At 69.3% G+C, this 24,562-nt stretch carries 28 protein-coding genes; 9 read left to right on the top strand and 19 right to left on the bottom strand.

Annotated features, from left to right (window positions below; all coding sequences use genetic code 11):
- Positions 1–253 precede the first annotated feature (253 nt).
- Positions 254–1,123 (bottom strand): helix-turn-helix domain-containing protein, encoded by an 870-nt coding sequence (locus ACFPZ3_RS61785; RefSeq protein WP_379523760.1) that lies wholly within the window; start codon positions 1,121–1,123, stop codon positions 254–256.
- A 347-nt stretch (positions 1,124–1,470) separates the two neighbouring features.
- On the opposite strand from ACFPZ3_RS61785, the gene ACFPZ3_RS61780 reads away from it, so the two are divergent.
- Entirely contained in the window at positions 1,471–2,142 is a 672-nt protein-coding gene (locus tag ACFPZ3_RS61780; RefSeq protein WP_379523759.1) for a hypothetical protein, read from the top strand.
- On the opposite strand, the gene ACFPZ3_RS61775 is transcribed toward ACFPZ3_RS61780, so the two are convergent.
- Entirely contained in the window at positions 2,129–2,845 is a 717-nt protein-coding gene (locus ACFPZ3_RS61775) for a demethylmenaquinone methyltransferase (protein ID WP_379523758.1), read from the bottom strand. The two genes, ACFPZ3_RS61780 and ACFPZ3_RS61775, sit on opposite strands and share 14 nt — an antisense overlap.
- A 107-nt stretch (positions 2,846–2,952) precedes the next feature.
- Between ACFPZ3_RS61775 and ACFPZ3_RS61770 the strand changes: the two genes are divergently transcribed.
- Positions 2,953–4,158, top strand: coding sequence for a hypothetical protein (locus ACFPZ3_RS61770; RefSeq protein ID WP_379523757.1), 1,206 nt, complete (start codon positions 2,953–2,955; stop codon positions 4,156–4,158).
- Here the strand turns inward: ACFPZ3_RS61770 and ACFPZ3_RS61765 are convergent.
- Entirely contained in the window at positions 4,155–4,373 is a 219-nt protein-coding gene (locus tag ACFPZ3_RS61765; RefSeq protein WP_379523756.1) for a DUF4229 domain-containing protein, read from the bottom strand. The genes ACFPZ3_RS61770 and ACFPZ3_RS61765 overlap by 4 nt on opposite strands.
- A gap of 256 nt (positions 4,374–4,629) precedes the next feature.
- Between ACFPZ3_RS61765 and ACFPZ3_RS61760 the strand changes: the two genes are divergently transcribed.
- Entirely contained in the window at positions 4,630–4,851 is a 222-nt protein-coding gene (locus ACFPZ3_RS61760) for a BldC family transcriptional regulator (protein ID WP_026214226.1), read from the top strand.
- A 175-nt stretch (positions 4,852–5,026) separates the two neighbouring features.
- Here the strand turns inward: ACFPZ3_RS61760 and ACFPZ3_RS61755 are convergent, their stop codons facing one another.
- A complete protein-coding gene (locus tag ACFPZ3_RS61755) occupies positions 5,027–5,269 on the bottom strand; it encodes a hypothetical protein (RefSeq protein ID WP_379523755.1) in 243 nt (80 codons plus the stop codon).
- 10 nt (positions 5,270–5,279) lie between these two features.
- On the bottom strand, positions 5,280–6,356 hold the full coding sequence (locus ACFPZ3_RS61750) for a hypothetical protein (protein WP_379523754.1): 1,077 nt from the start codon (positions 6,354–6,356) through the stop codon (positions 5,280–5,282).
- 138 nt (positions 6,357–6,494) lie between these two features.
- Between ACFPZ3_RS61750 and ACFPZ3_RS61745 the strand changes: the two genes are divergently transcribed.
- The gene (locus tag ACFPZ3_RS61745) at positions 6,495–6,788 is read left to right on the top strand and encodes a PLD nuclease N-terminal domain-containing protein (protein WP_379523753.1); all 294 of its coding nucleotides are present in this window, start codon (positions 6,495–6,497) and stop codon (positions 6,786–6,788) included.
- On the opposite strand, the gene ccsA is transcribed toward ACFPZ3_RS61745, so the two are convergent.
- The 6 genes from ccsA to ACFPZ3_RS61715 all read right to left on the bottom strand — a co-directional run bounded on the left by ccsA (position 6,785) and on the right by ACFPZ3_RS61715 (position 12,285).
- The gene (gene ccsA / locus ACFPZ3_RS61740) at positions 6,785–7,753 is read right to left on the bottom strand and encodes a cytochrome c biogenesis protein CcsA (protein WP_379523752.1); all 969 of its coding nucleotides are present in this window, start codon (positions 7,751–7,753) and stop codon (positions 6,785–6,787) included. The two genes, ACFPZ3_RS61745 and ccsA, sit on opposite strands and share 4 nt — an antisense overlap.
- Positions 7,743–9,314: a cytochrome c biogenesis protein ResB gene (resB, locus tag ACFPZ3_RS61735; protein WP_379523751.1), complete on the bottom strand. Its 1,572-nt coding sequence runs from the start codon at positions 9,312–9,314 to the stop codon at positions 7,743–7,745. The genes ccsA and resB overlap by 11 nt, the downstream gene beginning before the upstream one ends.
- Positions 9,314–10,036 (bottom strand): cytochrome c biogenesis CcdA family protein, encoded by a 723-nt coding sequence (locus tag ACFPZ3_RS61730; protein ID WP_379523750.1) that lies wholly within the window; start codon positions 10,034–10,036, stop codon positions 9,314–9,316. Before ACFPZ3_RS61730 ends, resB begins: the two co-directional genes overlap by 1 nt.
- Complete coding sequence (locus ACFPZ3_RS61725) at positions 10,029–10,595, bottom strand: TlpA family protein disulfide reductase (RefSeq protein WP_379523749.1); 567 nt, start codon at positions 10,593–10,595, stop codon at positions 10,029–10,031. The genes ACFPZ3_RS61730 and ACFPZ3_RS61725 overlap by 8 nt, the downstream gene beginning before the upstream one ends.
- A gap of 71 nt (positions 10,596–10,666) precedes the next feature.
- Positions 10,667–11,305: a histidine phosphatase family protein gene (locus ACFPZ3_RS61720; RefSeq protein WP_379523748.1), complete on the bottom strand. Its 639-nt coding sequence runs from the start codon at positions 11,303–11,305 to the stop codon at positions 10,667–10,669.
- Positions 11,306–11,364: 59 nt separating this feature from the next.
- Complete coding sequence (locus ACFPZ3_RS61715) at positions 11,365–12,285, bottom strand: LysR family transcriptional regulator (RefSeq protein WP_379523747.1); 921 nt, start codon at positions 12,283–12,285, stop codon at positions 11,365–11,367.
- 193 nt (positions 12,286–12,478) lie between these two features.
- Here ACFPZ3_RS61715 and ACFPZ3_RS61710 point away from each other — a divergent pair, with 193 nt between their 5' ends.
- A complete protein-coding gene (locus tag ACFPZ3_RS61710) occupies positions 12,479–13,360 on the top strand; it encodes an EamA family transporter (RefSeq protein ID WP_379523746.1) in 882 nt (293 codons plus the stop codon).
- Positions 13,361–13,409: 49 nt separating this feature from the next.
- Positions 13,410–14,249 carry an ATP-binding protein gene (locus ACFPZ3_RS61705; RefSeq protein ID WP_379523745.1) on the top strand — a complete coding sequence of 280 codons (840 nt, stop codon included), beginning with the start codon at positions 13,410–13,412 and terminating at the stop codon, positions 14,247–14,249.
- Positions 14,250–14,400: 151 nt separating this feature from the next.
- Here the strand turns inward: ACFPZ3_RS61705 and hemL are convergent, their stop codons facing one another.
- Complete coding sequence (gene hemL, locus ACFPZ3_RS61700; RefSeq protein ID WP_379523744.1) at positions 14,401–15,690, bottom strand: glutamate-1-semialdehyde 2,1-aminomutase; 1,290 nt, start codon at positions 15,688–15,690, stop codon at positions 14,401–14,403.
- 105 nt (positions 15,691–15,795) lie between these two features.
- Here hemL and ACFPZ3_RS61695 point away from each other — a divergent pair, with 105 nt between their 5' ends.
- Positions 15,796–16,029, top strand: coding sequence for a type II toxin-antitoxin system VapB family antitoxin (locus tag ACFPZ3_RS61695; RefSeq protein ID WP_379523743.1), 234 nt, complete (start codon positions 15,796–15,798; stop codon positions 16,027–16,029).
- Complete coding sequence (locus ACFPZ3_RS61690) at positions 16,029–16,436, top strand: PIN domain nuclease (RefSeq protein WP_379523742.1); 408 nt, start codon at positions 16,029–16,031, stop codon at positions 16,434–16,436. The genes ACFPZ3_RS61695 and ACFPZ3_RS61690 overlap by 1 nt, the downstream gene beginning before the upstream one ends.
- Positions 16,437–16,438: 2 nt before the next feature.
- Here the strand turns inward: ACFPZ3_RS61690 and ACFPZ3_RS61685 are convergent, their stop codons facing one another.
- The 6 genes from ACFPZ3_RS61685 to ACFPZ3_RS61660 all read right to left on the bottom strand — a co-directional run bounded on the left by ACFPZ3_RS61685 (position 16,439) and on the right by ACFPZ3_RS61660 (position 22,608).
- On the bottom strand, positions 16,439–17,068 hold the full coding sequence (locus ACFPZ3_RS61685) for a bifunctional DNA primase/polymerase (RefSeq protein WP_379523741.1): 630 nt from the start codon (positions 17,066–17,068) through the stop codon (positions 16,439–16,441).
- 171 nt (positions 17,069–17,239) lie between these two features.
- A complete protein-coding gene (gene hemB / locus ACFPZ3_RS61680; protein WP_379523740.1) occupies positions 17,240–18,223 on the bottom strand; it encodes a porphobilinogen synthase in 984 nt (327 codons plus the stop codon).
- Positions 18,220–19,764 (bottom strand): bifunctional uroporphyrinogen-III C-methyltransferase/uroporphyrinogen-III synthase, encoded by a 1,545-nt coding sequence (locus ACFPZ3_RS61675; RefSeq protein WP_379523739.1) that lies wholly within the window; start codon positions 19,762–19,764, stop codon positions 18,220–18,222. The genes hemB and ACFPZ3_RS61675 overlap by 4 nt, the downstream gene beginning before the upstream one ends.
- The gene (hemC, locus tag ACFPZ3_RS61670; protein ID WP_379523738.1) at positions 19,761–20,681 is read right to left on the bottom strand and encodes a hydroxymethylbilane synthase; all 921 of its coding nucleotides are present in this window, start codon (positions 20,679–20,681) and stop codon (positions 19,761–19,763) included. The genes ACFPZ3_RS61675 and hemC overlap by 4 nt, the downstream gene beginning before the upstream one ends.
- Positions 20,678–21,934, bottom strand: a complete 1,257-nt coding sequence (locus ACFPZ3_RS61665; protein WP_379523737.1) for a glutamyl-tRNA reductase — start codon at positions 21,932–21,934, stop codon at positions 20,678–20,680. Before ACFPZ3_RS61665 ends, hemC begins: the two co-directional genes overlap by 4 nt.
- A complete protein-coding gene (locus ACFPZ3_RS61660; RefSeq protein ID WP_379523736.1) occupies positions 21,931–22,608 on the bottom strand; it encodes a redox-sensing transcriptional repressor Rex in 678 nt (225 codons plus the stop codon). Before ACFPZ3_RS61660 ends, ACFPZ3_RS61665 begins: the two co-directional genes overlap by 4 nt.
- A gap of 114 nt (positions 22,609–22,722) precedes the next feature.
- Between ACFPZ3_RS61660 and ACFPZ3_RS61655 the strand changes: the two genes are divergently transcribed.
- Positions 22,723–22,959 carry a glutaredoxin family protein gene (locus tag ACFPZ3_RS61655; protein WP_379523735.1) on the top strand — a complete coding sequence of 79 codons (237 nt, stop codon included), beginning with the start codon at positions 22,723–22,725 and terminating at the stop codon, positions 22,957–22,959.
- On the opposite strand, the gene ACFPZ3_RS61650 is transcribed toward ACFPZ3_RS61655, so the two are convergent.
- On the bottom strand, positions 22,953–24,437 hold the full coding sequence (locus ACFPZ3_RS61650) for a putative quinol monooxygenase (RefSeq protein ID WP_379523734.1): 1,485 nt from the start codon (positions 24,435–24,437) through the stop codon (positions 22,953–22,955). The genes ACFPZ3_RS61655 and ACFPZ3_RS61650 overlap by 7 nt on opposite strands.
- Positions 24,438–24,562 lie beyond the last annotated feature (125 nt).

Genomic DNA, 24,562 nt, shown 5'->3' with positions numbered 1-24,562 from the left:
CGTCGAGCACCTGCGCTTGGCCGATGGCTGTTGGCACGGTCACTGGACTGATCCTGTCCCTACATGCTCGAAGGCTGTGGGGTGTCGCGCCTTCGTTCCTTTGTGAACCCCTTCACAAACTTACCGGCCCGTAGTCTACTGCTTTTCCTGTACATAGTGGCAGTCGGGGGCCCGTTCTGTGATCCAGGGGGACGGCGTGTCGCCTGTGGCAGCGCGGTCATGATCGTCACGCTAGCAGCAGGGCCTCACGCGATCAGAGCCCGGCCAGTGAGGCGATGCGATCTCGAGATGCTTCTTCGTCGAGTGCGGCCTCCCGGAGAAGATCGAATAACAAGAAATAGCGGTAGACCCGCTCCTCCGATTCGATCAGCTCCAGCGCCGGATAGTCCTCGGTGTAGACCACGTCCGCGGAGATCGGCCCGAGCAGCGGCATCGAGGGGAATTCCAGATGCACGAAACTCGACAGGTCGATCGGATGCGCCTGCTCCAGCAGCAGAACATGAATGGTGATATTCGGCAGGTCGGAGAGTTTCAGCAGATGGCGTAACTGCTCGCGCATCGTCGCCACGTCGGCCTCGCCGAACCTGCGGCGCAGAGCGGCCTCCTCCACCACCGCCGTGTACGTCAGCCGGTCATCGGTCAGCAGTTGCTGGCGGCGCATGCGCGCCCGGGTCCTGCGCTCGATCTGGGTGGGCGTGGCCAGTTCGACCGCGCGGTAGAGCCGGGCCAGTTCGGTGGCGTAGGGGCGGGTCTGCAACAGGCCGGGCAGAACGTTGTTGTTCCAGGCCTTGATCTTGCGCGCCCCGTCCTCCAGCCCGATGTACTCCAGCGCGGTCTCCGACAGGACATCGGAGTAGGGCTCCCACCAGGCCTTGGCGGTGTGGTTACCGGCCAGTTCGAGCAGCAGGCCGGAGTTTTCCTCCGCCTGGTAGTGCTTGAGCAGCTTGGCGACGTCCTTGACGGACGGAGCGACCTGTCCCGTCTCGACGCGGGAGAGCTTCGAGGTCGACCAGTGCAGCGCCCGCGACACCTGAACACCGTTGATCCCCAGGTCCTCGCGAAGCCGCCGCAGCTCAGAGGCGAGTTTCCGGCGACGGAGTATCGGATTGATCTCGCCGATCACCCAGCCTCCTCTCGGACGTTCGACTTATGTGCCCGAAAGCGCTGGGCACAATCGTCGCCGGGAAGGATGAATTGCGTTCCGGAAGGAATCCCCGCCGTCATCTCTGCGGGAATTGCACCGGGCCGCCCTCCGGCACACCCTAAGGGTAGCCCGCAGAGTGGAAAGCGGGCCAGATGGAAACGAGGTTTTCGCCAGACGCGAGCGGGCGGATGGTGGGACCCCATCCGCCCGTGACCGCGCAGCACCCGACTCTGACCGAAGAGCTGGAAATGGGAGCGGCGGACATGGCCGACGCTACACGTGGCAGCGGAGATCACAAGGGTGGATGGCGGCGATTAACCATCGCCGTGAACCGGTGGTTCTGGAGCGGATCCAACGAGTTCGCGAGACAGCAGGGATGGGAGATCGACCGGTCGGCCCGGGGCGGGCGCAGATACCGCGACCCCCGGTTCGAGTCACGCAAGAAGGAGATCCTGGAGGGCACACCCCAGGAGGAGCCGGTCAGTGAGCCGCCTCCGCGCAAGTTCAGCCCCGGGGACGGCTTCCCCAGGAAACATCCGAAGGTGGCCAGGGCACACGACCTCATCGCGACCACGGGCCTGGTCTGGCGATGGCGGGCCGAGATCGCCCTGGCCTGCGCCGTTCCGATGGTCGCCGTCCCGCTGCTGCGGTGGCTGGGGCCGGCGGCGGCACTGCTGCTCGCGGGGGCGGTGCTCGCCGGCGGCGTGATCCCGGGGGTGCGCAGGGCCGCGGGCCGGCTGATCGTACGCCACCGGTTCCAGGGCCTGTGCCTGCGTACGTCGACGCGTACGCCGGAGGGCCGCCTGCCCCTCGTCGTCCACACCCGGTCGACGCCCGACGGGGCGGCGCTGCTGATCTGGTGCAGGTCGGGCATGAGCCCCGAGTTGTTCGAGGACTACATCCCCGAGATCAAGGTCGCCTGCTTCGCCAGGGAGGTGATCCTCCACCGGCACCATCGCCACGCCCACCTGCTGACGATCGAGCTCAGGCGGGCTTGAACCCTCTGTGCACGGCGACGATCCCCATCGTGAGATTGCGCCAGGCCACTCGTTCCCAGCCGGCGTCCTGGATCGTCCGGGCCAGCGTCGGCTGGTCGGGCCAGTCTCTGATCGACTCGGCCAGGTATTCGTAGGAGTCGTCGTTGGACCCGAACACCTTGGCCACCATCGGCAGCAGCCGCATCAGGTATTCGCGGTAGACCAGGTCGAACACGCCGACCGTCACGTGCGAGAACTCCAGGATGACCAGCCGCCCGCCCGGCTTGGTCACGCGCGCCATCTCCCGCAGCGCCTGCCCGGTGTCGTGCACGTTGCGCAGCGCCACGGAGATCGTCACCGCGTCGAACACCCCGTCGCCGAACGGCAGCCGCAGCGCGTCACCCGCGACGAACGGCACGCCCGGCCCCGACAGCGCGTTGCCGCCGTGCCGCTGCACCCCGGTGCGCAGCATGCCGAGCGAGAAGTCGGAGGCGATCGCCCGCGCGCCCAGCGTGGTGAACGAGTCGGTGGACGTGCCGGTGCCGGCCCCCAGGTCGAGCACGAGCTCCCCGGGCCCCGCGTCGACGGCGGCGGCCACCGCCTTGCGCCAGAGCCTGACCTGGCCGAGGGAGATTACGTCATTGACCAGGTCGTAGCGCCGGGCGGTGCGATCGAACATCGCGGCGACCTCATCCGGCTGTTTGTCCAACTGAGCGCGCGTCATGCCCCACAGCCTATGGGGAGGAGCCCCCGGGTCCGCTGTCATGCCCTTCCGGGACAATCGACGGAAAGTAGCAGCATGATTACCCAACGTCTGCTAGATATTGGCGAATGCTTGCCCGTGTCGCCCTTGCGGCGATCATCGCCTCGGCTCCCGTCGCGCATTCGCGCGTCGTGTCGGCCGACCCGATCGACAGCACCCCCCATGTGCTCGACGGCATCGTCAACGCCATCACCGTCATCGGGCGCACCGTCGTCGTCGGTGGCTCGTTCAGCGAAGTGAGCGATCCGGACCGTGGAACGATCCATCCGCGCGACAACCTGTTCGCCTACGACCTGGTCACCGGCCGCGTGCTGCAGGACTTCGCGCCCAGCGTCGGCGGCCCCGTGCACGGCCTGGCCGCCGGCGACCGCGGCACCGTCTACGTCGGCGGCGAGTTCGAGGGCATCGACAACCGGGCGGCCCGCGGTCTGGCCAGGGTCAACCTGGCCGACGGCACTCTCGTGCCCGGCTTCGAGCCGGGCATCGGCGGCGGCATGGTGAGCGCGCTGGCCAGGCGGGGTCCGAAGCTCTATGTCGGCGGCGACTTCATCCGGCCGCGCACCGCGCTGGCCGGGCTCGACGCCACCACGGGCGCGCCGGACCCGGCCTTCGACATCACGCCGGGAGCGTCACTGACGTCGACGGTGAAGGTCTACGCGCTGGCGCTCTCCCGCGACAGGCTCGCCGTGGACGGCTCGTTCACCACGCTCGGCGGCCGGTCCAGGCCGCAGCTCGGGCTGATCGACGTGGGCGGCGCCACCGCGCGGCTGGCCCCGTGGCGGACCGAGGTGTACGCGCGCAAGTGCGCGCCCGCGTTCCCCTCCTATGTGCGCGGCCTCGACTTCTCCCCCGACGGACGCTATTTCGCGCTCGTCACCACGGGCGGCGCCAGAGGCGGGATGTGCGACACGGCGGCCAGGTTCGAGACCTACACCAGTGGCTCGGCCATCAGGCCGACCTGGGTCAACAGCACGGGCGGCGATTCGCTCTACGCGGTCTCGGCGACCGGGGCGGCGGTCTACGTCGGCGGGCATCAGCGCTGGTTGGACAATCCGCGGGGCCGCGACTCCGCCGGTCCTGGCGCGGTGTCACGGCCCGGCATCGGCGCCATTCATCCGCGTACCGGAAAGGCTCTGAGTTGGAATCCCGGGCGGGAGCGCGGCATCGGTGTGAAGGCGTTTTACGCGCACGGCAGTGGACTACTTGTCGGTAGTGACACAACGAGACTCGGACGGGAGTACCATGCCCGGATTGGCATGTTCCCCCTGCCCTAGTCGTCTTGTGGCTTCGGTTGGTCGATCTTGTGGCTGAGGCGTTCGCTCATGGCGTCGCGCTGCTTGGACAGCAACACGTAGCTCGCTATGCCGCTGATCAAGAAAGAAGCCAGGATCAGCACTAGCGGGTTTTGCAGTCCGAGCAGGGCCAGAACACCGAGGGTCACGCCAAACAGCAGGATCCGGCACAGGGTGTAAACGAGAACAGGACGCACGGTTCGAGGTTACTCGGACCTGCGCGGCGGTCGCTCTTCGCATCGGACGCGAGCGCTGCTACTGTTCCCAGTTAGGGAGTTTCGTAAAGAAACACCCACGAGAGCCCCAAAGAGGCTCTATCATATAACAATCGGGCAGTCAGCTGATAACAACCCGTGATCTTTGTAGAAAACCACGGATAAATCAGGCTTCGCTCGACACACTGGTTACCTGTCCGCCCGCTGGCAGGAAGCGGGATGCGAGGGGGAGAGATTGGTGGAGAGTAGCAGCGAGCGTCTGCTGACCCCAGGAGAGGTTGCCGCCCTCTTCCGGGTAGACCCAAAGACGGTTACGCGCTGGGCAGCGGCAGGCCGCATCAGCAGTATCCGCACCCCCGGAGGGCACCGGCGCTTCCGCGAGTCGGAAGTTCACGCCCTTCTTCGAGGCGAGGACGTTCTTACGGCCGACAGGCCAGCAGGTGAGTCCCCGCGCGTCTGACGTTCCGTCAAGTCGGTGATCCTGCACGGCGGGCCGCTTTCACAGTGGCCCGGCGCCGCCAGGATCACCGCTGGCGGAACCCTCTGTACGACGTGCTTTCCGGCCACACTTACGTACGGCGAGCACAGGGCGGCGCCAACCGCAGACCGTGGCTGGCGCCTGTCCGTTGCTCGTCTCAGGCATCTTCCTGCTGCGCCTTGAAGGCCAGGAACTCGCGCTCCAGGTCGTCGTTCTCCTCTTCCCAGCGACGGCGGCGCACTTCGGCCTCCTCCTCGGTCAGCGACTCCGGCAGCCACTGTTCGTAGTCGGGATCACCAGGCCGCAGTTCCACGTACGCGTTGCCGATCAGACGCCCGTCTTCGCTGGCCAGGCTCTGCGGCACGCGCAGGGTCCCGTCCGCGAGCCGGATGACGTACATCGCCGATCACCTAGATTCCGTAGCGCCGGTTGAAGAACAGCATGATGTCGAGCGCCAGGCGCGTGTCTCCCCCGAGCATGTCCACGAGGGCCGGGCGCTGGCGGGAGGCGATGGCGGCGAAGGCGTCGGCGAAGAACTCCTTGCGGCCCAGTCCGCCTCCCTGGCGGTGGAACGTCGAGGCCAGCAGCGGGATCGCCGTGTTGTAGAGACGTACAAACTCGGGCGAGTCCGACACCCAGTCGCCGTATGCCGAGTCGATGTCGTCGATCGCGTGGCCGGCCTCGTGCATCATCACGTCGGGTGTGGGCGAGGGGCGGTCTCCTACGACGATCTTGCGGTCGCCGTACGCGCCCGCGCAGATGTCCCAGGTCGCGCGGCCCGACGGGAGCGGGGCGCCGCGTAAGTAGCCCATGTCGTCGAGGTCGGGCACTCCCCCAGGACCGACGTAGATGCCCTCCAGGCCCGTCGCGAGCAGTTCCTTCAGCCGTTCCGGCAGCCTGGCCAGGCTCTCCACGGCCCTGATGACCTCCGGCGACGGCGGTCCCTGCCTGGCGTCCCACTGGCGGTGCAGGATCGTCTCCAGCCTGCCGCAGTGGCGCAGGCCGTCTCCGCGCGAGGGCGCGTCCGGGCGGTCGGGCTGGGCTCTGGGGGGCTGGTCGGGCAGCTCGAAGTCGTACCAGGTGTAGCGGGGGCGGTCCATCATGACGGCGGCCGGCAGGCGTTCGACGCGTTCGCGTATCGCGAAACCGTCCCAGGTCGCCGCCTCGGGCGAACGCCGCCCGTTCGGCGCGCCCGGCCACGTCCTGCGCTCGGGCTCCTCACTACCGGGCCGCATCCCGCGCTCAGACTCCTCACCGCCGGGCCACATCCTGCGCTCGGGCTCGCCGCCGCCGGGCCACGACAGCCGCTCGGGGCGCTCGTCACGGTGCTTGTCCCGGGTCTTCCTGCGGGTATCCGACCAGAAGGAGCGCTCGGCGTCGGGGGGAGCCTCGCCGCGGCGGGAGAAGAGGTATGACCCGCGCCGCCACCAGCGACCTCGCCGATGCCGGCCTTTGTCGCTCGGAGCCTTGTCGTGAGAAAAGGCCATCGCACCCCTCAACGCCCATGGAGCCCCGTGGAGACCGCCACATCCGATTCCACCGTACGACGTCGATCTTCCGCTAGTCACCCGAAATGGGACATCGGGCAGCACGATCAGGTCGCATCATGGCTTACAGTTCGGGTCATGGCAGGTGTTCTGATCGGCCTGGCGCTGCTGGCCTTCTGGCTCTTCTCACTGTTCGACGTGGTCACCACGCCGGAAGACGAGGTTAGGAACGTACCAAAGGCACTTTGGGTCCTCATCGTCGTGCTCATCCCGCTGCTCGGCGGCCTGGTGTGGATGGCCCGCGGCCGTCCGCGGGCTCCGCGCGCGCCGTGGCCCGTCCCCCCGGGTCCCGGCATGCCGAAGGGACCGGACGACGACCCCGACTTCCTGCGCGACCTTGAGCGCCGCATGCGCGGCGATGACATGAGTTAGTCCACGTCGGCGTAGCTGTGCAGCCCCTCGATGAAGATGTTGACCCCGACGAGGTTGAACATGAGACAGCCGAACGCCATGAGCTGCACGATCGTCGCGGCCCTGCCCCGCCATCCCGCCGTCGCCCTGGCGTGCAGGTAGGCCGCGTAGGCCACCCACGTGATGAAGGACCAGACCTCCTTGGGGTCCCAGCCCCAGTAGCGGCCCCAGGCGCGGTCCGCCCAGAGTGCGCCCGCGATGACGGCGAACGTCCACAGCGGGAAGGCGAACACGATCGCCCGGTGCGCCACCCGCTCCAGATCGGCGCGGGAGGGCAGGCGTGACATCCCGTCTCCGCGCACGAGGTAGAGCACACCGGACACGCCGGCGATCGTCAGCAGGCCGCTGGAGATGATCGCGGCGGTGACGTGGATGGCGATCCAGTACGAGTTCAGCGCGGGCATGACCGGCCCCGCGACGGTGTAGAAGAACTTGACGGCCAGCCCTAGCCCGAGCGCGGTTGTGAGCATGACGAACGCGCCCATGAAGCGCACGTTGTGGCGGAGCTGGGTGCCGAGGAACGCGGTCACGGCGGCGAAGCAGATCGCGACCACGAACTCGTACATGTTGCCCCAGGGCCACCGGTCCGCGGACAGGCCGCGGGTGACGATGGCGCCGAAGTTAGCGGCCCAGCCGAGCCAGGCGAGCGCGAGCGCCACCGTGCCGGCCCTGGCGGCCCCGGGGGACGCTTTGACGGGGACCTGCTCCGACGCGGCGGCAGCGGGCACGTCAGACGCGCCTCCCGCCGCCCCGACCGCGACCGGCAGCTTGACCTCGACCGGCGTCTCGACGGCGGCCTCCGCCTTGTTCGGGCGGGATCGGCCGAAGGCCAGCTCGATCGCGAAGCCGACCATGGCGAACACGTAGAGCAGCACGGCTGCGACGACGAAGAAATCGCTCAGCTCGGCGAGTTGTTCAGCGGACATACTTCTCTCCTGCTGATAGAACCTTGACGATGTCGGCGAACTCCTCCGCGAAGCCCGCCGCGGAGCCCTCTGTACGGGTCAGGCCGCCCACATGGACCCGGCCTTCCTGGATCCGCACGAACACCCTGCGGCGGCGGATCATGAGCGAGAGCGCGATGGCGACGACGGCCGTGCCGGCCGCGAGCAGGGCGGCCATGCGCCCGGGATCGTAGGCCGTCTGGAGCGTGATCCACTCCTTGACGCCGGTGAACTCGAGCTTGCCCAGCCCGTCGGGCAGGTCCACCGACTGCCCGACGGCCAGCGGCTTGGGCGCGTTGGACCCCATGATCAGGCGTTTGAGTTTCTTCTCCACCTCGGGCTCGGCCAGCATGTAGACCGACTGCGGCTTGCCCGAGCGCACGCCCAGGTCGCCCGAGAACGCCCCGAGCACCTGCACCTCGGGGTTGAGCTCGCCGGGGAAGGCCGAGGCGTAGCCGCCGTTGGTCAGCGGCACGCTGGTGGGCAGGAACCGCAGCAGGAACCCGAGCTGCGACGGCTGCGCGTCGGGCACCTTGACCACGCACCCGGAGGTCATCGTGGCCTTCTCCTCGATCAGGCAGGCCACCGGCCCCTCGAAGGCCACCTGCCCCTTGCCGTCGGTGACCTTGAACACAGGCGCGTAGCCGTTGCCGATCAGGTAGGTCTGCGTGCCGTTGATCTCCAGCGGATCGTTGACCTTGAGGTCGTAGTCACGAGCGGGCGCCGTCGGCGAGTCGTTGACCTTGAGGCGGGCCGTGTAGTCGAGCGCCTGCCCCTTCTTGTCGCCGGTGACCTGGTAGGACACCTTGAAGTCGGCGAGCTGGAAGGAGAACGGCTCCAGCGACTCGGCCGAGACCTGGCTGCCCGGGATGAACCGGTCATAGGCCGCGACGGTGTTGGCGAACCCGTCGCCCTCGACGACCAGCACGTTGCCCCGGTAGCCGAACAGGGACCCGGCGCCGATCGAGAGCAGGATGCCGAGCAGGGCGACGTGGAAGAACAGGTTGCCGGTCTCGCGCAGGTAGCCCTTCTCCGCCGACACCCAGCCGTCGCCCGTCACGACGCGGAAGCGCAGCTTACGCAGCCGCCGCGCGGCCTCCTCGGCCTCCAGGCCATCCTCGAGAGAGGCCTCGAAGGAGGCGGAGTGCGGCAGGCGGGACAGGTTCTTGGGCGCGGCCGGCGGCTTGCGGCGCAACTCGCGCACGTAGACCGCGGCACGCGGGACGACGCAGCCGATCAGCGACGCGAACAGCAGCAGGTAGACGGCGGCGAACCAGGCCGAGGTGAACACCTCGAAGAGCTGGAACCTGTCATACCACTCGGCCAGTGTCGGGCTCTGCTCGTAGAGCCGGGCCACCTTGTCGGGATCGACACCGCGCTGCGGCACCAGCGAGCCGGGCACCGAGCCCAGCGCGAGCAGGAACAGCAGGATCAGCGCCGTCTTCATCGAGGTGAGCGTGCGCCAGGTCCAGCGCAGCCAGGCCACCGGCCCGAACCCGGCCTGCCTGGGCGCCTGCTCCTTCTCCAGCTCCTCGACGCTCATCAGATCACCGGCTCGAAGGCGCCGATCAGTCCCTGCATGGCCGCGATCATCTCTCCCCAGAGCCCGGTCACGAGCAGCACGCCGACGGCGACCATCATGCCGCCGCCGACCCTGGTGATCAGGCGCGAATGCTTGCGGATGGCCCGGAACGTACGCAGTGCCCGGCTGTAGGCGAGCGCGGCGGCGACGAAGGGCAGGCCGAGGCCCAGGGCGTACGCGACGGCCAGGAGTGCGCCGCGGCCCGCGCTGCCCTCGTTGAGCCCGAGCGTCAGCACGACGGCGAGCGTGGGCCCGATGCACGGCGTCCAGCCGAGCCCGAACACCACTCCGAGCAGCGGCGCGCCCGCCAGGCCCGCGGCGGGCAGGCGGTGGATGCGCACGTCGCGCATCAGCCCAGGCAGCACGCCCAGGAAGGCCAGCCCGAGCACGATGGTCAGCACGCCGAGCACCTGCGTGATGATCTCCGCGTTGCCCAGCATGACCGACCCGAGCCCGCCGAACAGCGCCCCGCTGAGCACGAACACCAGCCCGAACCCGGCCACGAACAGCGCCGTCCCCAGCACCAGCCGCCCCCGCTTGGGGTCGGCGCTCATGCCGGTGACGTAGGACAGGTAGCCGGGCACCAGCGGCAGCACGCACGGCGAGAGGAAGGACACCACCCCGGCCAGCACCGCGATGGGCACGGCCAGCAGCAGCGAGCCGGAGGCGACGACGTCATTCATCGCGCACCTTGGTCACCGTGTTCATCAGGTCGTTGTACTTGACCGCGCCCAGCGCCCTGGCCGCGATCCTGCCCTGTTTGTCGATGATCAGCGTGGACGGGATGGCCGCGGGCGGCACGGTGCCCTGGAAGGCCAGCGCGACCTTGCCTGGCTGGTCGAAGAGGTGGGGGTAGCCGGTCTGCTCCGTACGCTCGAACGCCCGCGCGTCGGCCTGGCGGTCCTTGAAGTCGACCCCGAGGAACCGCACGCCGCTGTCCTTGGTCTTGGCCGCGACCTCCTTGAGCACCGGCGCCTCCGCCCGGCACGGGCCGCACCACGACGCCCAGAAGTTGAGCACCACGACCTTGCCCTTGTGCGCGGCCAGCGAGGCGGTGGCGCCGTCAAGGGTCGGCCCCTCGATCGCCGGCGCGGCCTTGCGCTCGCCCGCCTCGAACACCTGCATCTTCCCGTCGCCCGCGACGAATCGCGTGTCGCCGGCCTGCGGCTGAGCACTCTGGTTGCCGGCGCAGCCCGCGGCCAGCACGACCAGGAGAACGAGGGGAATGAATGTGGCGCGCACGGAGGAAGATCTCCTTGTACTACAACCGGTAGAGCTTGCAACTCTACCGGTGGGCCCCCGCGCCCCGGACATCAGGCCCCGGGGACGGAGGGCCCCGTCTCCAGGGATCCGGCGGGCTCGCTGTAGCCGATGCTGACCAGGCGGTCGCCGTCGAACATGAGCGTGGTGAGGCTGGCCAGCGCGCACTGCCGGCGCCGCGGATCGTGCCAGAGCCTGCGGCCCTCGGCGGCCGACCTGAGCGCCCAGATCGGGAGCTGGTGGCTGACGAGCACCACCTCGTGCCCGCGCGCCGCCGCCCTGGCGTCGTCGATCACCGACTTCATGCGGCGGACGATGACCGGGTAGGGCTCGCCCCAGGATGGGCGCAGCGGGTTCCAGAAATAGCGGTAGTTGCGCGGGTTTCGCAGCACCGACAGGCCCTGGCCCAGGGCGCGCCCCTCCAGGAGGTTGCCCGCCTCGATCAGCCGGGGGTCCTGGACGACGTCGAGACCGAGCTTCTCCGCGAGGGGAGCCGCGGTCTCCAGGGCGCGTTCGAGCGGTGAGCTGTAGAGAGCGACGATGTCACGGCCGCCGACCGCCTTGGCGACCGTCTCGGCCATGAGGTGGCCCGTCTCCGAGAGGTGGTATCCCGGCAGCCTGCCGTAAAGGACGCCTGCGGGGTTGTGCACCTCACCGTGGCGCAATAGGTGAACGACGGTGGTTTCAGCCATGGTGCGCACAGCCTATCCGCTCGCCCGACTCGTGCCACCAGGGCCCACGCCGACGCGGCTCAGCTGACGGCCCAGGCGTTCTCCTGCTTCCTGCTCGCCTCCGCCAGCGCCTCGACCATGGCCCTGATCGCGGGCCTGCGCGCCGCGTCCGTACGCCACACCGCGTAGATGCGGCGCGTCTGCCGCGGCCTGATCGGGACGAGCCGCGCGCCGTCGGGCACGCAGTCCCGGCCGAGCCGCGGCACGATCGCGCAGCCCAGGCCCGCCGCCACCAGCGCGAGCTGGGTCGGGTATTCGTCGGCCATGCACCGGATCTCCGGCTCCAGCGAGGCGCTGCGCAGCGTGAACACCAGCCAGTCGTGGCAGATCGTGCCGGGCGTGGAGCTGATCCACTGCTCGCCGTGCAGCGCCGCCAGCTCGACCTCCCGCTCCCCGGCCAGCGGATGACCGGCCGGTACGGCCACGTCGGCCACGTCGTCGAGCAGCGCCGCCTTGGACAGGCCCTCGGGCACGGCCATGGGCCGGTTGAGCCAGTCCTGGATGATGCCGAGGTCCAGCTCGCCTCGGGACACCTCGCGGATCACCCGCTCAGGCTCGCGCTCGTTGAGCTGGACGTGCAGGTCGGGATGGCGCTGCTGGAGCTCGGCGAGCGCGCCGGGCATGAGGCCGCGCACGGCTGTGGGGAAGGCGGCGATGTTCAGCCGGCCGACGACCTCGCCGCGCAGCGCCTCGAAGTCGGCCTCGGCGGTCTCGACGAGGGCGAGGATGCGCTCGGCATGGTCGGCCAGCAGCCCCGCCGCGTCCGTCAGGCGCACGCCGCGGCCGTTGCGCTCCATGAGCCGCGCGCCGGTCTCCCGTTCCAGCTTGGCGATCTGCTGGGAGACCGCCGACGGGGTGACCATGAGCGCGTCAGCCGCTGCTCCCACGGACCCGTAGACGTGAACGGCGTGAAGGGCCTTGAGCCGGTTCAAGTCCAACATGTAAGCCAGCCTAAACGGTTTAGCGTAGAAAGTCTCGCTTGTGGTTGAATGTGTAGCGTATGAAAATAGTTGCATGAGAATCATCAAGACGAAGAAGCAGCAGACCGGCTCCGTGTCCTACCTCCAGGCGCTCGCCGAGCAGGCGCGCGACCAGCGCATCCGTTACCAGAAGCCCACTCGCTGAGCTCTCTGAGTGACCCCCCGCCATCTCGCCCTCGCCGTCGGCCTCGCGGCCGTCTGGGGCTTCAACTTCGTGGTCATGCAGGTGGGCCTGGAGCACTTCCCACCCCTGCTGTACGCGGGCGTGCGGTTCGCCATGGCGGCGTTCCCCGCCCTGCTGTTCGCAGGCCGGCCCGGAGTCGCCTGGCGCTGGGTCGCCGGGGTGGCGGCCACCATCGGGGTCGGCCAGTTCGGACTGCTGCTCGTGGGAATGCGAGCGGGCATGCCGGCCGGCCTGACCTCACTCGTCCTGCAGATGCAGGCTCTGTTCACCGTGGTGTTCGCGGTGAGGCTGCTCGGGGAGCGGCTCACCGCCCGCCGCGTGCTCGGGCTGACCGTCGCGTTCGGCGGTCTCGCCCTGGTCGCGGTCGACTTCGGCCTCTCCGGCCCGCTCGGAGCCTTCCTCCTGTGCGTGGCCGCCGCGGCCGCCTGGGGCCTCGGCAACGTCGTTCAGCGCCGCGCCGCCCCGCCCGACTCGCTGCGCTTCATGGTCTGGGTGAGCGCCTTCTCCGCGCCCCCGCTCCTGCTGCTGTCTCTGGTGCTGGAAGGCCCACCGGTGCTGACCTCCCCCGTCGAGGGCTGGTTGTCGCTGCTGTACGTGGCCTTCGTCTCCACCCTGGGCGGCTTCGGCGTCTGGGGCTGGCTGCTGCGCCGGTACGACGCTTCGACGGTGGCGCCGTACACGCTGCTCGTGCCGGTGTTCGGCATGTCGTCGGCGGCGCTCGTCACGGGTGAGCCCCTGTCCTGGCCCAAGCTGCTGGCGGCGGCGCTCATCGTCTCCGGCGTCCTGTACGCCGGCACCAGACCCCGCCGCCCCTCACTCCCCGAACCCGCCCCGGCACGTCGGCCGTCCTGACGCCCCCGATCGGCGATTCCACGAGCCGGATTCCCGCGAATCAGGGAAAATGAAGTCCGCGAAACTGGGAAAACCCGCCCCGCGGATCTGGGAAAACCAACTCCGCGAAACTGGGACTCAGAGTACGCGCGACCGTTTATTCCCAGGTGAGGGGCAACATGGATCTTCTACCCCGGAGGTCCTGCGCCTTGCCTCGCCGGTCGCGATCCGGTCCTGGTTCCGCGGCTACCTGGACACTGTGATCTTCCGCGACATCCGTGAGTTCGCCCACGTCAACAAGGCGCAGGCGATCCCTGACCTGATCGCGCACGTCGCGGAGGGGCTTGGGCTCGATGTCGCGACCGTACGCACGTATCTCGCGTATTTGGAGACCGTCTTCCTGGTCGCCTCCGCACCGGCTTGGTCCAACAATCTCTCTTCTCGGGTGACCCACGCGCCCAAGACGTACGTAACCGACAGCGGGTTGGCCGCGTACCTCATGGATGTGGACGCCGAATCGCTCCTCTCGCCGGGTCATCCCGCTCTCGGCGGGCTCCTTGAGACCTTCGTCTTCGCCGAACTCGTCAAACTTTCGACCTTCGCGCGGCGGCACGTCACTGTGCGCCACTACCGCGACAGGGAAAAGCGCGAGATCGACTTCATCCTCGAACGCCGGGACGGCAGCGTGGTGGGCATCGAGGTCAAGGCCTCCGCCACGCCCAAGAGCGAGGACGCCAAGCATCTGCGCTGGTTGAGAGACAAGCTCGGCGACAAGTTCCAGGCCGGTTACGTCCTGCACCTCGGCAGGACGAACCTCCCCTCGGGTGACCGCATCTTCTTCTCACCCTTGTCGGCGCTGTGGGGTCATGCGACACCCGATGCGCTCGTACCGAGCCTGCCCTCACTCTGAAGAATGACAGCGACCACTTTCACCACCTCCGAGGGCGAGGTTCCGCGCTGGAACTGGGGCGCCTCCAGGAACGGCGAGCGGCGGGGTGCTGGACTGGCGGCCGTCGGGATCCTCACAGCCGCCGGCCCGCGCGCCGACCGATGGGCGGCGATCACAGAATGGCGGCGGCCGCCTTCGCCGCCGCGGGAAGGGCCTCGGCGACGCGGCCGATCGCCTCGTCGTCGTGCGAGGCAGACAGGAACCACGCCTCGTACGCCGACGGCGGCAGGTAGACGCCCTGGTCGAGCATCGAGTGGAAGAACGCGGTGAACGCGGCCGTGTTCTGTGTCTTGGCCTCGGCGAAGTTCGTCACCTCGGCCTCCGTGAAGAAGATCGAGAACAGGCTTCCCGCCCGCTGCAGCCGATGCGGCACCCCCGCCGCCGCGAGCGCCTCTGAAGCGAGATCGCCGACCTTGCCCGCCGCCGCGTCCACCCGCGCGTACGCCGCCGCGTTCAGGGCACGCAACGTCGCCAGCCCCGCCGCGCAGGCCAGCGGATTGCCGGACAACGTCCCCGCCTGGTAGACGGGCCCTTCGGGAGCGAGGCACGCCATGACATCGGCCCGCCCGCCGAACGCCGCGGCCGGCAGCCCCCCGCCCATGACCTTGCCGAACGTCATCAGGTCGGCCTCCACCGGGTCCAGCCCGTACCACCCAGCCTGGGAGACCCGGAACCCCGTCAGCACCTCATCCACGATGAGCAACGCCCCGTTGGCCGTGCACAGCTCGCGCAGGCGCGCGTTGAAGCCGGGCCGCGGCGGGACGATCCCCATGTTCGCCGGGCACGCCTCCGTGATCACGCACGCGACGTCCGCCGCCGCGAACGCCTCCTCGACAGCCGCGACATCGTTGTACGGCAGCACGATCGTGTCCGCCGCCGACGCCCCCGTCACCCCAGGCGTGTCCGGCAACCCGAACGTCGCGACCCCGGATCCCGCGGAGGCCAGCAGCGCGTCCACATGCCCGTGGTAGCACCCCGCGAACTTGATCACCTTCGACCGCCCGGTGAACCCCCTGGCCAGCCGCACCGCGCTCATCGTCGCCTCGGTGCCAGAACTGACCAGCCGCACCTTCTCGACCGGCGCCACCCTGGCCACGAGCTCCTCTGCCAGCTCCACCTCGCCCCGCGTCGCGGTGCCATAGGAGAACCCGGTCGCCACGGCCTCTGACACGGCCTCGACGACCGCGGGGTGGCGATGCCCGAGGATCATCGGCCCCCAGGAGCAGACCAGGTCGACGTAGCTGTTGCCGTCGACGTCCGTGAGGTAGGGCCCCTGGCCCGAAGCCATGAAACGCGGCGTGCCGCCCACCGCGCCGAACGCGCGCACCGGAGAGTTGACGCCTCCCGGCACGATCTGGCGGGCGCGGGCGAACAGGTCCTCGGATTTCTGTGTACGGCTCACGCGACCCAGATTAGCCGGGGCAGTCGCCGATCCCGAGATCGGGCACAGGCGAGCTATAGTGACTATGTACATAGCCTTTAGTGGTTACCAACATTAGGGGGCAACGTGTCAGTCACTCAGGTCGACATAGACGACGACACTCTCAAAGAGGCCATGAGACTGATGGGCACGACGACGAAGAAGGAGACGGTGAACCTCGCTCTTAGCGAGTATGTCGCGCGGATCAAGCGGATCGAGGCGCTGGACAGGCTCGCCGCCCGCGGTCAGCGGGGCGAGTTCGACCAGGCCGCGGCAGCGCGCCAGGCATCGAGAACCGCCTGGAAAGACGCGATCACCTGATGGCCTACCTCATCGACACCTCCGCGCTGTGGTACGTCCTGCGGAACACCGAGGTGCTGGAGGCATGGGCCGATCGGATCACGACGCAGCCGCTGCGGATTTGCGAACCGACCAGGACGGAATTCCTCTATTCGGCCACAGGTCCAGCTCACCGGGACGAACTGGAAGACGATCTCAATATCCTGTGCGAACTGACACCCGTCCCTAAGTCGGCTTGGAGATGGGTCGAGAACGCGCAGTACAAGCTGACGCAGAAGGGGCAACACCGTTCCGCCGGCGTCGTGGACCTGCTGCTGTGCGCCACCGCCGTGCATCATGGGCTCACGGTGCTGCACATTGACGATGACTTCGCCACCGTGGCCGGCATCATGACCGAGGTCGACCAGCGCGACATCCGCCGGTTCTGACCTCAGTCGGCCAGCCACTCCAGGATGCGCAGCGGATCGGGCAGGGGCCGTCCGTCGGGGGGCCGGAGCCAGGTGGCGGGCCGGCCGCCGGGCAGGGTCGAGGGCGGCGCCAGGACGTAGCTGTCGCGGCAGTGCCACCGCAGCCCAGGCGTGTCGTCAATGGTGGCGGGGTCGCAGTCGAGGTGGCACGACCACCACTCGTCCTCGTCCTCGGGGTTGCCCCGGGTGGCCACATAGAACAAGACCCGGTCGCCGTGAGCGGCGACCGGGCCTGAGTGGGCGTCGGCGGCGTCGATCCTGGTGAGGGCCGACAGGCCCGCGGCGAGCGGTACGTCGAAGACGTCGAACACGCGCCCCGTGGGCAGAATCACATTGGCCTCGGGCTCGGCCTGCCACCAGCGCGTGAGCAGGGCCGGGTCGGTCGTGGCCTGCATGTGCCAGGCGGGGGACAGCGGATGGGCACCGGGGTCGGGACAACCGAGGCGGTCGCAGGAGCAGGCGCGCCGCCCGTGTGGCAGCGGATAGGCGCCCGGCACGACGGGCCAGCCCAGGGCGGCATATTCGAGCAAGGTTCCGATACGTGTCGGCCGCGCCCGCTTTTTGGTACGCCGAGCCAGTGGTACCCCCACCATGGTGTCTCCCGTCGACTCACAGTGCCTGAGGAGGTCCCGTCTCCGGGCGGCACTATCGGCCGCCAACCGCGCGGGCAGCAGGAATCTGCACCTATGCGCACGCGGGACACACCAGCACTTGTCATGCAACTCTAACCCACGGGCCCCAGGAGTTGACGGGAAACCCCTTGGTTAGAGCCTTCGCGCCACTTCGGTGGCCCAGTACGTCAGGATCAGGTCGGCCCCGGCCCGCTTGATCGAGACCAGCGATTCCATGATCATCCGATCCCGGTCCACCCAGCCGTTGGCCGCGGCGGCCTCGATCATCGCGTACTCGCCGCTCACCTGGTAGGCGGCCACCGGCACGTCCACCTCGTCCCTGAAGCGGGTGATGACGTCGAGGTAGGCCAGCGCCGGCTTGACCATGACCGCGTCCGCGCCCTCGGCCAGGTCGAGGCGGACCTCGCGCAGCGCCTCCTCCAGCGGCCCCGCCGGGTCCTGCTGGTGGGTGCTGCGGTCGCCGAACTGCGGCGCGCACTCGGCGGCCTCGCGGAACGGGCCGAAGAAGGCGGAGGCGTATTTGGCGGAATAGGCAAGGATCGGGATGTTTCCGTAACCGGCCCCGTCCAGGGCCGCGCGGATCACCCCCACCTGGCCGTCCATCATCCCGCTCGGCGCCACCATCTGCGAGCCCGCGGCGGCCTGGGCCACCGCGATCGAGGCGTACCGCTCCAGCGTGGCGTCGTTGTCCACGTCACCCGACGGCGTCAGGATCCCGCAGTGCCCGTTGTCGGTGAACTCGTCGAGGCACGTGTCGGCCATCACCACGATGGAGTCGCCGACCTCGGCGTTCACCTCACGCAGCGCCACCTGCAGGATCCCGTCGGGATCGTCGGCGGCCGAGCCGCGCGCGTCCTTCACCGCGGGGATGCCGAACAGGATCAGCCCGCCCACCCCGGCCTCGGCGGCCTCGCGGGCGGCCTTGCGCACCGAGTCGCGGGTGTGCTGCAGGACGCCCGGCATCGAGGCCACGGGGTTGGGCTCGGAGATGCCTTCCTTGACGAACACGGGCAGGATCAGGTCCGCGGCGTGCAGCCTGGTGCCGGCCACCATCCGGCGCAGCGCGGGGTTGCGGCGCAGCCGCCGGGGGCGGGCGACGGGGAATTGCGCGCTCATTTGGCTCTCCTTCTGGCGCCCCGGCGGTTCTGTGAGGGCCGGCGCGGGGTGTCGCCCACGGCCAGGGCCGCCTGACGCTGCTTGGCTCCGAACTCGGCCACCGCGGCGGCCAGGGCGGAGGCGGATGGCGTGTCGGCCATGACGTCGACCCGGAGCCCGAACTCCTCGGCCGTCTTGGCCGTCTGCGGCCCGATGACCGCGATCACGGTGACGTTGTGCGGCTTGCCCGCGATCCCCACCAGGTTGCGCACGGTGGAGGAGGAGGTGAAGAGCACGGCGTCGAAGCCGCCGCCCTTGATCGCCTCGCGGGTGGGCGCGGGCGGCGGCGCGGCCCGCACGGTGCGGTACGCGGTGACGTCGTCGCACTCCCAGCCCAGCTCGGTCAGCCCGGCGACGAGCGTGTCGGTGGAGATGTCGGCCCGCGGCAGCAGCACCCGGTTGATCGGGTCGAGCATCGAGTCATAGGGCGGCCACTCGGCCACCAGCCCCTCGGACGACTGCTCGCCGGAGGGCAGCAGGTCCGGCTTGACCCCGAACTCGACCAGGGCCCGCGAGGTCGCGTCGCCCACGGCGGCCACCTTGAGCCCGGCGAAGGCACGGGCGTCGAGGCCGTATTCCTCGAACTTCTCGCGTACGGCCTTGACCGCGTTCGCGCTGGTGAAGGCCACCCACTCGTAGCGCCCCGTGACCAGGCCCTTGATGGCGCGGTCCATCTGCTGCGGCGTGCGCGGCGGCTCGACCGAGATGGTCGGCACCTCCTCGGGCACCGCGCCGTAGGCCACGAGCTGATCGGACAGGCTGCGCGACTGCTCCTTCGTACGCGGAACCAGCACCCGCCACCCGAACAGCGGCTTGGTCTCGAACCACGACAGCTTGTCGCGCATCCCGACGGCCTCGCCGACCACGATCAGCGCGGGCTCGGTGAACCCGGCGTGCTTGAGGTCGGCCTGGAGCCGGCCGAGCGAGGACACGACGGTGTACTGCTCGGTGGTGGTGCCTGCGCTGCTGACCGCGACGGGCGTGGTGTCGGGCTTGCCGCCGGCGATGAGGGCCTTGCCAATGGCCACCGCGTCGCCGATGCCGCTGTAGATCACCAGCGTGCCCCGGCAGGCGGCGTGGTCGGCCCAGTCCTGGTCCTGGGCGGCGTCGACCACCCTGAACTCGGGCACGCCGGTCGCCGGCGGGATGCCCGCGTAGGTGAGCACGGCGGTCGCGGGCGGCACGCCGGGCACGATCTCGAAGTCCACCTCCGCCGCGGCGCAGGCCGCGACCTCCTCGGTGATCGAGGAGAACAGCATCGGGTCGCCTTCGTACAGGCGCACCACGAACTGTCCCCGTGCCGCGCGCTTGACGAAGTCACCCTCGGCGACCTCGACGTTCTCACGGCAGTGACGCAGCAACGGGGTTTGTGTCTCGTCGTCGAGCACCACGGCGTCGGCCTTGGCCAGCAGCTCGGCGGCGCGGAGCGTGAGTAGGTTGGGATCACCGGGACCCGCGCCCACGAACGCGACGAAACCGGAGGTCGGACTATCGGAGCTCAATGGGAATGCTCCCCCATCAATCTGTCGGCCCCTTCGGCGAGCATCTCGGCCGCGAGGAGGCGGCCCAGGTTCGCTGCCTCCGAAGGAGAGCCGGCGGCGGACTTGCGGACCGCTTCGCGGCCGTCGATGGAGACGACCACAGCGGTCAGGTTCAGAGTGTGCCCGTCATCGGACGCGAAAGCACCCACCGGTGCGGCGCATCCGGCCTCGAGAGCTGCCAGAACGGCGCGTTCCGCGATCACCGCGGAGCGGGTACGGGGGTCGTCGAGGACGCCCAGGAACTCGATCAGATCGGCGCGGTCGGAGCGGCACTCGACGGCCAGCGCCCCCTGTCCTGGGGCGGGCAGCAGCTCCTCGACCTCGAAGATCTGGGCGATGTCGGCGCTGCGGCCGATCCTGGTCAGCCCGGCAGAGGCGAGCACGACCGCGTCCAGCTCACCCGAGGTGACCTTGCCGATGCGCGTGTCGGCGTTGCCGCGGATCGGGACGTATTCCAGATCGGGACGCAACGCGCTCAGCATGGCGACGCGGCGCGGCGAGCCGGTGCCGACCCTCGCGCCCGGCGCGAGGTCGGCGAACTTGTGCGAGCCGACCAGCGCGTCGCGGTGGTCGTGCCGGGCGGGGATGGCCGCCAGCGTGAAGCGCGGGTCCTGCTTGGTCGGCAGGTCCTTCAGCGAGTGCACGGCGAAGTCGACCTCGTCCTCGAGCAACTTGTCGCGCAGGGCGCCGACGAACACGCCCGTGCCGCCGAGCTGCGCCAGGTGCGCCTTCGTCACGTCACCGAACGTGGTGATCCCGACGAGCTCCACCGCGCGCCCGGTGCGCTGGGTGTAGGCGTCGGCCACCATCCCGGACTGCGTGGTCGCCATGAGGCTGCGGCGGGTGCCGAGGCGCAGCGTGGCCAACCGCGTCGTCACAGCTCCACCTCTCTCACGGCCTCGGGCATCTTCGGATCCAGGTTGAACAACTCCCGCAGGGCTTCCGCATAATGATCGCCTCCTGGGCAGGTGGCGAGCTGCTTGACACGCACAGTCGGCTCGTGAAGCAGTTTGTCGACGACCCGCTGCACGGTCATGGCGACCTCGTCCTTCGCCCGATCGTCCAGGTCGGGCACCCGCATCAGCAGGCGGCCGAGCTCCGACTCGACCACGCCGGCCGCCTTGCTGCGCAGCGCCACCACGGTCGGGGTGACCTTGGCCGCCCGTTCGGCGTCGAGGTAGGCGCGCAGCTCCGCGGCGACGAGGTCGCGTACGGACCGTACGGCGTCGCCCTCGCGTGAGCCGATGCCGGACTCCTGGATCGTCTCCAGGTCCACCAGGGTAATGCCGGGAACCTCGCGCACGGCCGGGTCGATGTCGTGGGGCAGCGCCAGGTCCAGCAGAAACGCGGGCCTGGTGAGCATGCCGGCGGTGATGAGGTGACGGCCGGCGCCGGTGCAGGTGATGACGATGTCGGCCGCGGCGAGTTCGGCGGCCACGGCGGTGAACTCGACCGCCCGCCCGCCGACGGACTCGGCCAGCCGGGCGCCCCGCTCGTAGGTGCGGTTGGCCACGACGATGTCGGTGACCCCGGCGCGCGCCAGCGTGACGGCGGCCAGCGAGCTCATGGAGCCCGCGCCGACGACCAGGGCCCTGCGCCCGGGCAGCTCGCCCGCCAGGCCGAGGCCCGCGGAGACGAGGGAGGCGCCGTGCTTGTCGATGCCGGTGTCGTGGTGCGCCCGCTTGCCGACCCGCAGCGCCTGCTGGACCAGCTCGTTGAGGGTGGCGCCGACGGTGCCCTGGCGCTGCGCCAGCTTGAGCGCCTGGCGGACCTGCCCGAGGATCTGGCCCTCGCCGACGACCATGGAGTCGAGGCCGCACACCACGGAGAACAGGTGCTCGACCGCCCGCTCCTCGTAATGCACGTAGAAGTGCGGCGTCAGCTCTTCCACGGGGACGCCCGAGTGCTCGCCCAGCAGCGTGCTGACGGCGGTGACGGCGGCGTGGAAGCGGTCGACCGTGACGTAGACCTCGACCCGGTTGCAGGTCGAGACCACCATGGCCTCCGCGACGCAGGGATCGCTCTGTACGTCGTGCAGGAGCTTGACGAGCGCGTCGCCAGTCATCGAGACACGCTCCAGCATGGCCACCGGTGCGGTCCGGTGGCTGAGTCCTATAGCCAGAACACTCACTGACTGTCCACCGCCATGAGTGGCCCCCCAGCCTTGCGTTGCTCGTGGAACGCGAGAATCTGCAGTTCGATTGATAGGTCGACTTTACGGACATCGACGCCGTCGGGGACGGAAAGCACAACTGGGGCGAAGTTCAGGATGCTGGTGACGCCCACGCCGATCACGCGATCGCACACCTTCTGCGCGGCTGCCGCCGGTGTCGCCAGAACCACGATCGAGACCCCACGCCGTTTGATCACGGCTTCCAATTCGTCGATGTGCTCCACATTCAACCCCGCGATGGTGTCGCCCACGACTTCGGGGTCGGCGTCCACGAGCGCCGCGACCCGGAAGCCTCTGGAGACGAAACCGCCGTAGTTGGCCAGCGCGCGGCCGAGGTTACCGACTCCGACGATCGCGACCGCCCAGTCTTGTGTCAGGCCGAGCTCACGGGAGATCTGGTAGACGAGGTATTCAACGTCATACCCTACGCCGCGGGTGCCGTAGGAGCCGAGGTGTGACAGATCTTTGCGCAATTTGGCGGAATTGACCCCGGCGGCCACGGCCAGGTCCTCGGAGCTGACGGTCGCGACACCCCGCTCGGCCATCCCGTGCAGCGCCCTGAGGTACAGCGGAAGCCTGGCGACCGTCGCCTCGGGAATGCCCCGGTCACGGGGCTGGGACGGGCTCTTCACGTGCCGGTGCTCCAGGGAACGGGCGGCTTGGGGCCGCGTGAACGGAATCGGACCGCCTTTCAGGTTAATCCCTTTGTGAACCGATGCACAAAGTCAGCGGGGTACGGTTGCGTTATGCATCGCATCACGTTGCTCTCCAAGCCCGGCTGTCACTTGTGTGACGACGCGCGCGAGGTCGTCGCCAGGGTGGCGGGCGAGCTCGGCGTGCCGTGGGAGGAGATCAGCATCGAGAGCTCCGAGGAGCTCCAGGAGAAATACCGGGAGATGATCCCGGTCACACTGATCGACGGGGTGCAGCACGACTTCTGGCGGGTGAGCGAGAGCCGGTTGCGGGCCGCCCTCGCTCAGTAGACGGCCATGGGCAGCGGCACCACCTTCGCGGCGTTGACGGTGAGCTCGATGACGTTGGTGGCCAGCACCATCGACTGCCGCTCGTTGACGAACCGCTCCACGTGCGGCTGGCGCTGGTGGTCGCGATAGGCGACCTCGTCACGGTAGAGCTCGTAGACGATGCGCTGCAGGGGGGCCGACTTGACCGCGTGGCAGGCGTACACGAGGGTGTCGGGCTCGCCCCTGCGCACGGCCTCGACGGTCGCCTCGGCCAGCCGGTCGAACGCGTCGCCCGCGCCGTCCATGATCGTGAAGACGGTGAGCAGGCCGAAGATGCTCGGTGAGGGCTTGCCCGAGCCGGGCTGCTGCTGCTGCGCGGGCGTGAACACGTCGGCGCCGGGATAGACCGCTCCCGTTCCCGGCATGGCGTAGTCGGGCCGCTGGGGTCCGGTGCCGTTCATGATGTAGCCGGTCGAGGGTCCCGCGTCGGGCGGCGGCGCCATGCGGGCGGCGTAGTCGACCTCCTGGTCGCCCGCGCGATACTCGGCCACCAGGTCCCCCAGCCCCGAGGACCTGCGCGGCGGCAGGTCGGCGGGCGGCGCCGGCTCCCGCATCGCTCCGCGGCCGGGAGGGGGCGGCGGCTCGTCGCGGAACATCCGGCGCTCGTCCATGGCCAGGGGCCGCTCCTCGCGGAGCGCCACGGGCTCGTCCCTGAGCGGCGGACGCTCCACGCGCGGCGGCATACGCTCTTCCCGGCGCTGAGAGCGATCGTCACGGCGTGGGGAGCGATCGTCGTGCTCTGGGCCGAAGTCGTCCTCGTCGTCGTCCTCGTACGGCGCCAGCGGCCGCAGCACGGTGTACCAGACCGCCGCCGCGGCGACGGCGAGCAGCGCCGTGGCGAACAACGGCGGCACCGCGAACCTCATCGCACCCACGAGCGCGAGCCCCGACGGGACGACGACCACGGTCGCGTGCAGGTTGTCGGTGTCGTATTCGTCGCCGTTGCGCCACTTGAGCCCGGCGACCACCAGCATCGCCAGCATGACCACCACGTCGATGACGTGTACGCCGATCAGCAGGTAACTGGGGACGAGGTTCCAGTGGTTGGCGGCGGAGGGCAGGGACTTGCCCATCTCCTCGGTCTTCAGCGGGTCCCAGACCATGATCACGGCGGCCACGACGGTCAGCGCGATGCCGAACAACCACGCCAGGAACCTGGGAGGCGCCTTCTCCGACAGCAGCTGCACCAGCCCGACGCCCAGCCACAGCGGCGCCAGCAGGGACCCGGTCACCTGATAGACCCGGAAGGTGAACCCGCCGAAGCCCATGAGATAGCCGAAGCCGATCACACCGAGTGATAGGCACAAAGCCACGACTGCAACGGTCCAGGCGACCAACCACCCCTCAGGCTCGTCGCGGAGTCGTTGGATCAGGGCTCCCGCCGCGATCGCGGCCAGGAGCGCACCGGCAAGAGCTAGGACAGCAACGAGGATCTCCATGGTGACTCCAATGCTGCCGGACGATGCCTCCCAGCCGGTAGCCGAAGAGGGAACGGGTCGGTCCAACACGGTATCCGCCGATTACGCCTAGTCATGCACCCAAGCCGTGGATTGTGGAATTTCCG

The sequence above is a fragment of the Nonomuraea insulae genome, from assembly GCF_042656245.1.
Note: the sequence above shows the minus strand (reverse complement) of the source record. Positions and strands in the feature narration are given on the sequence as shown.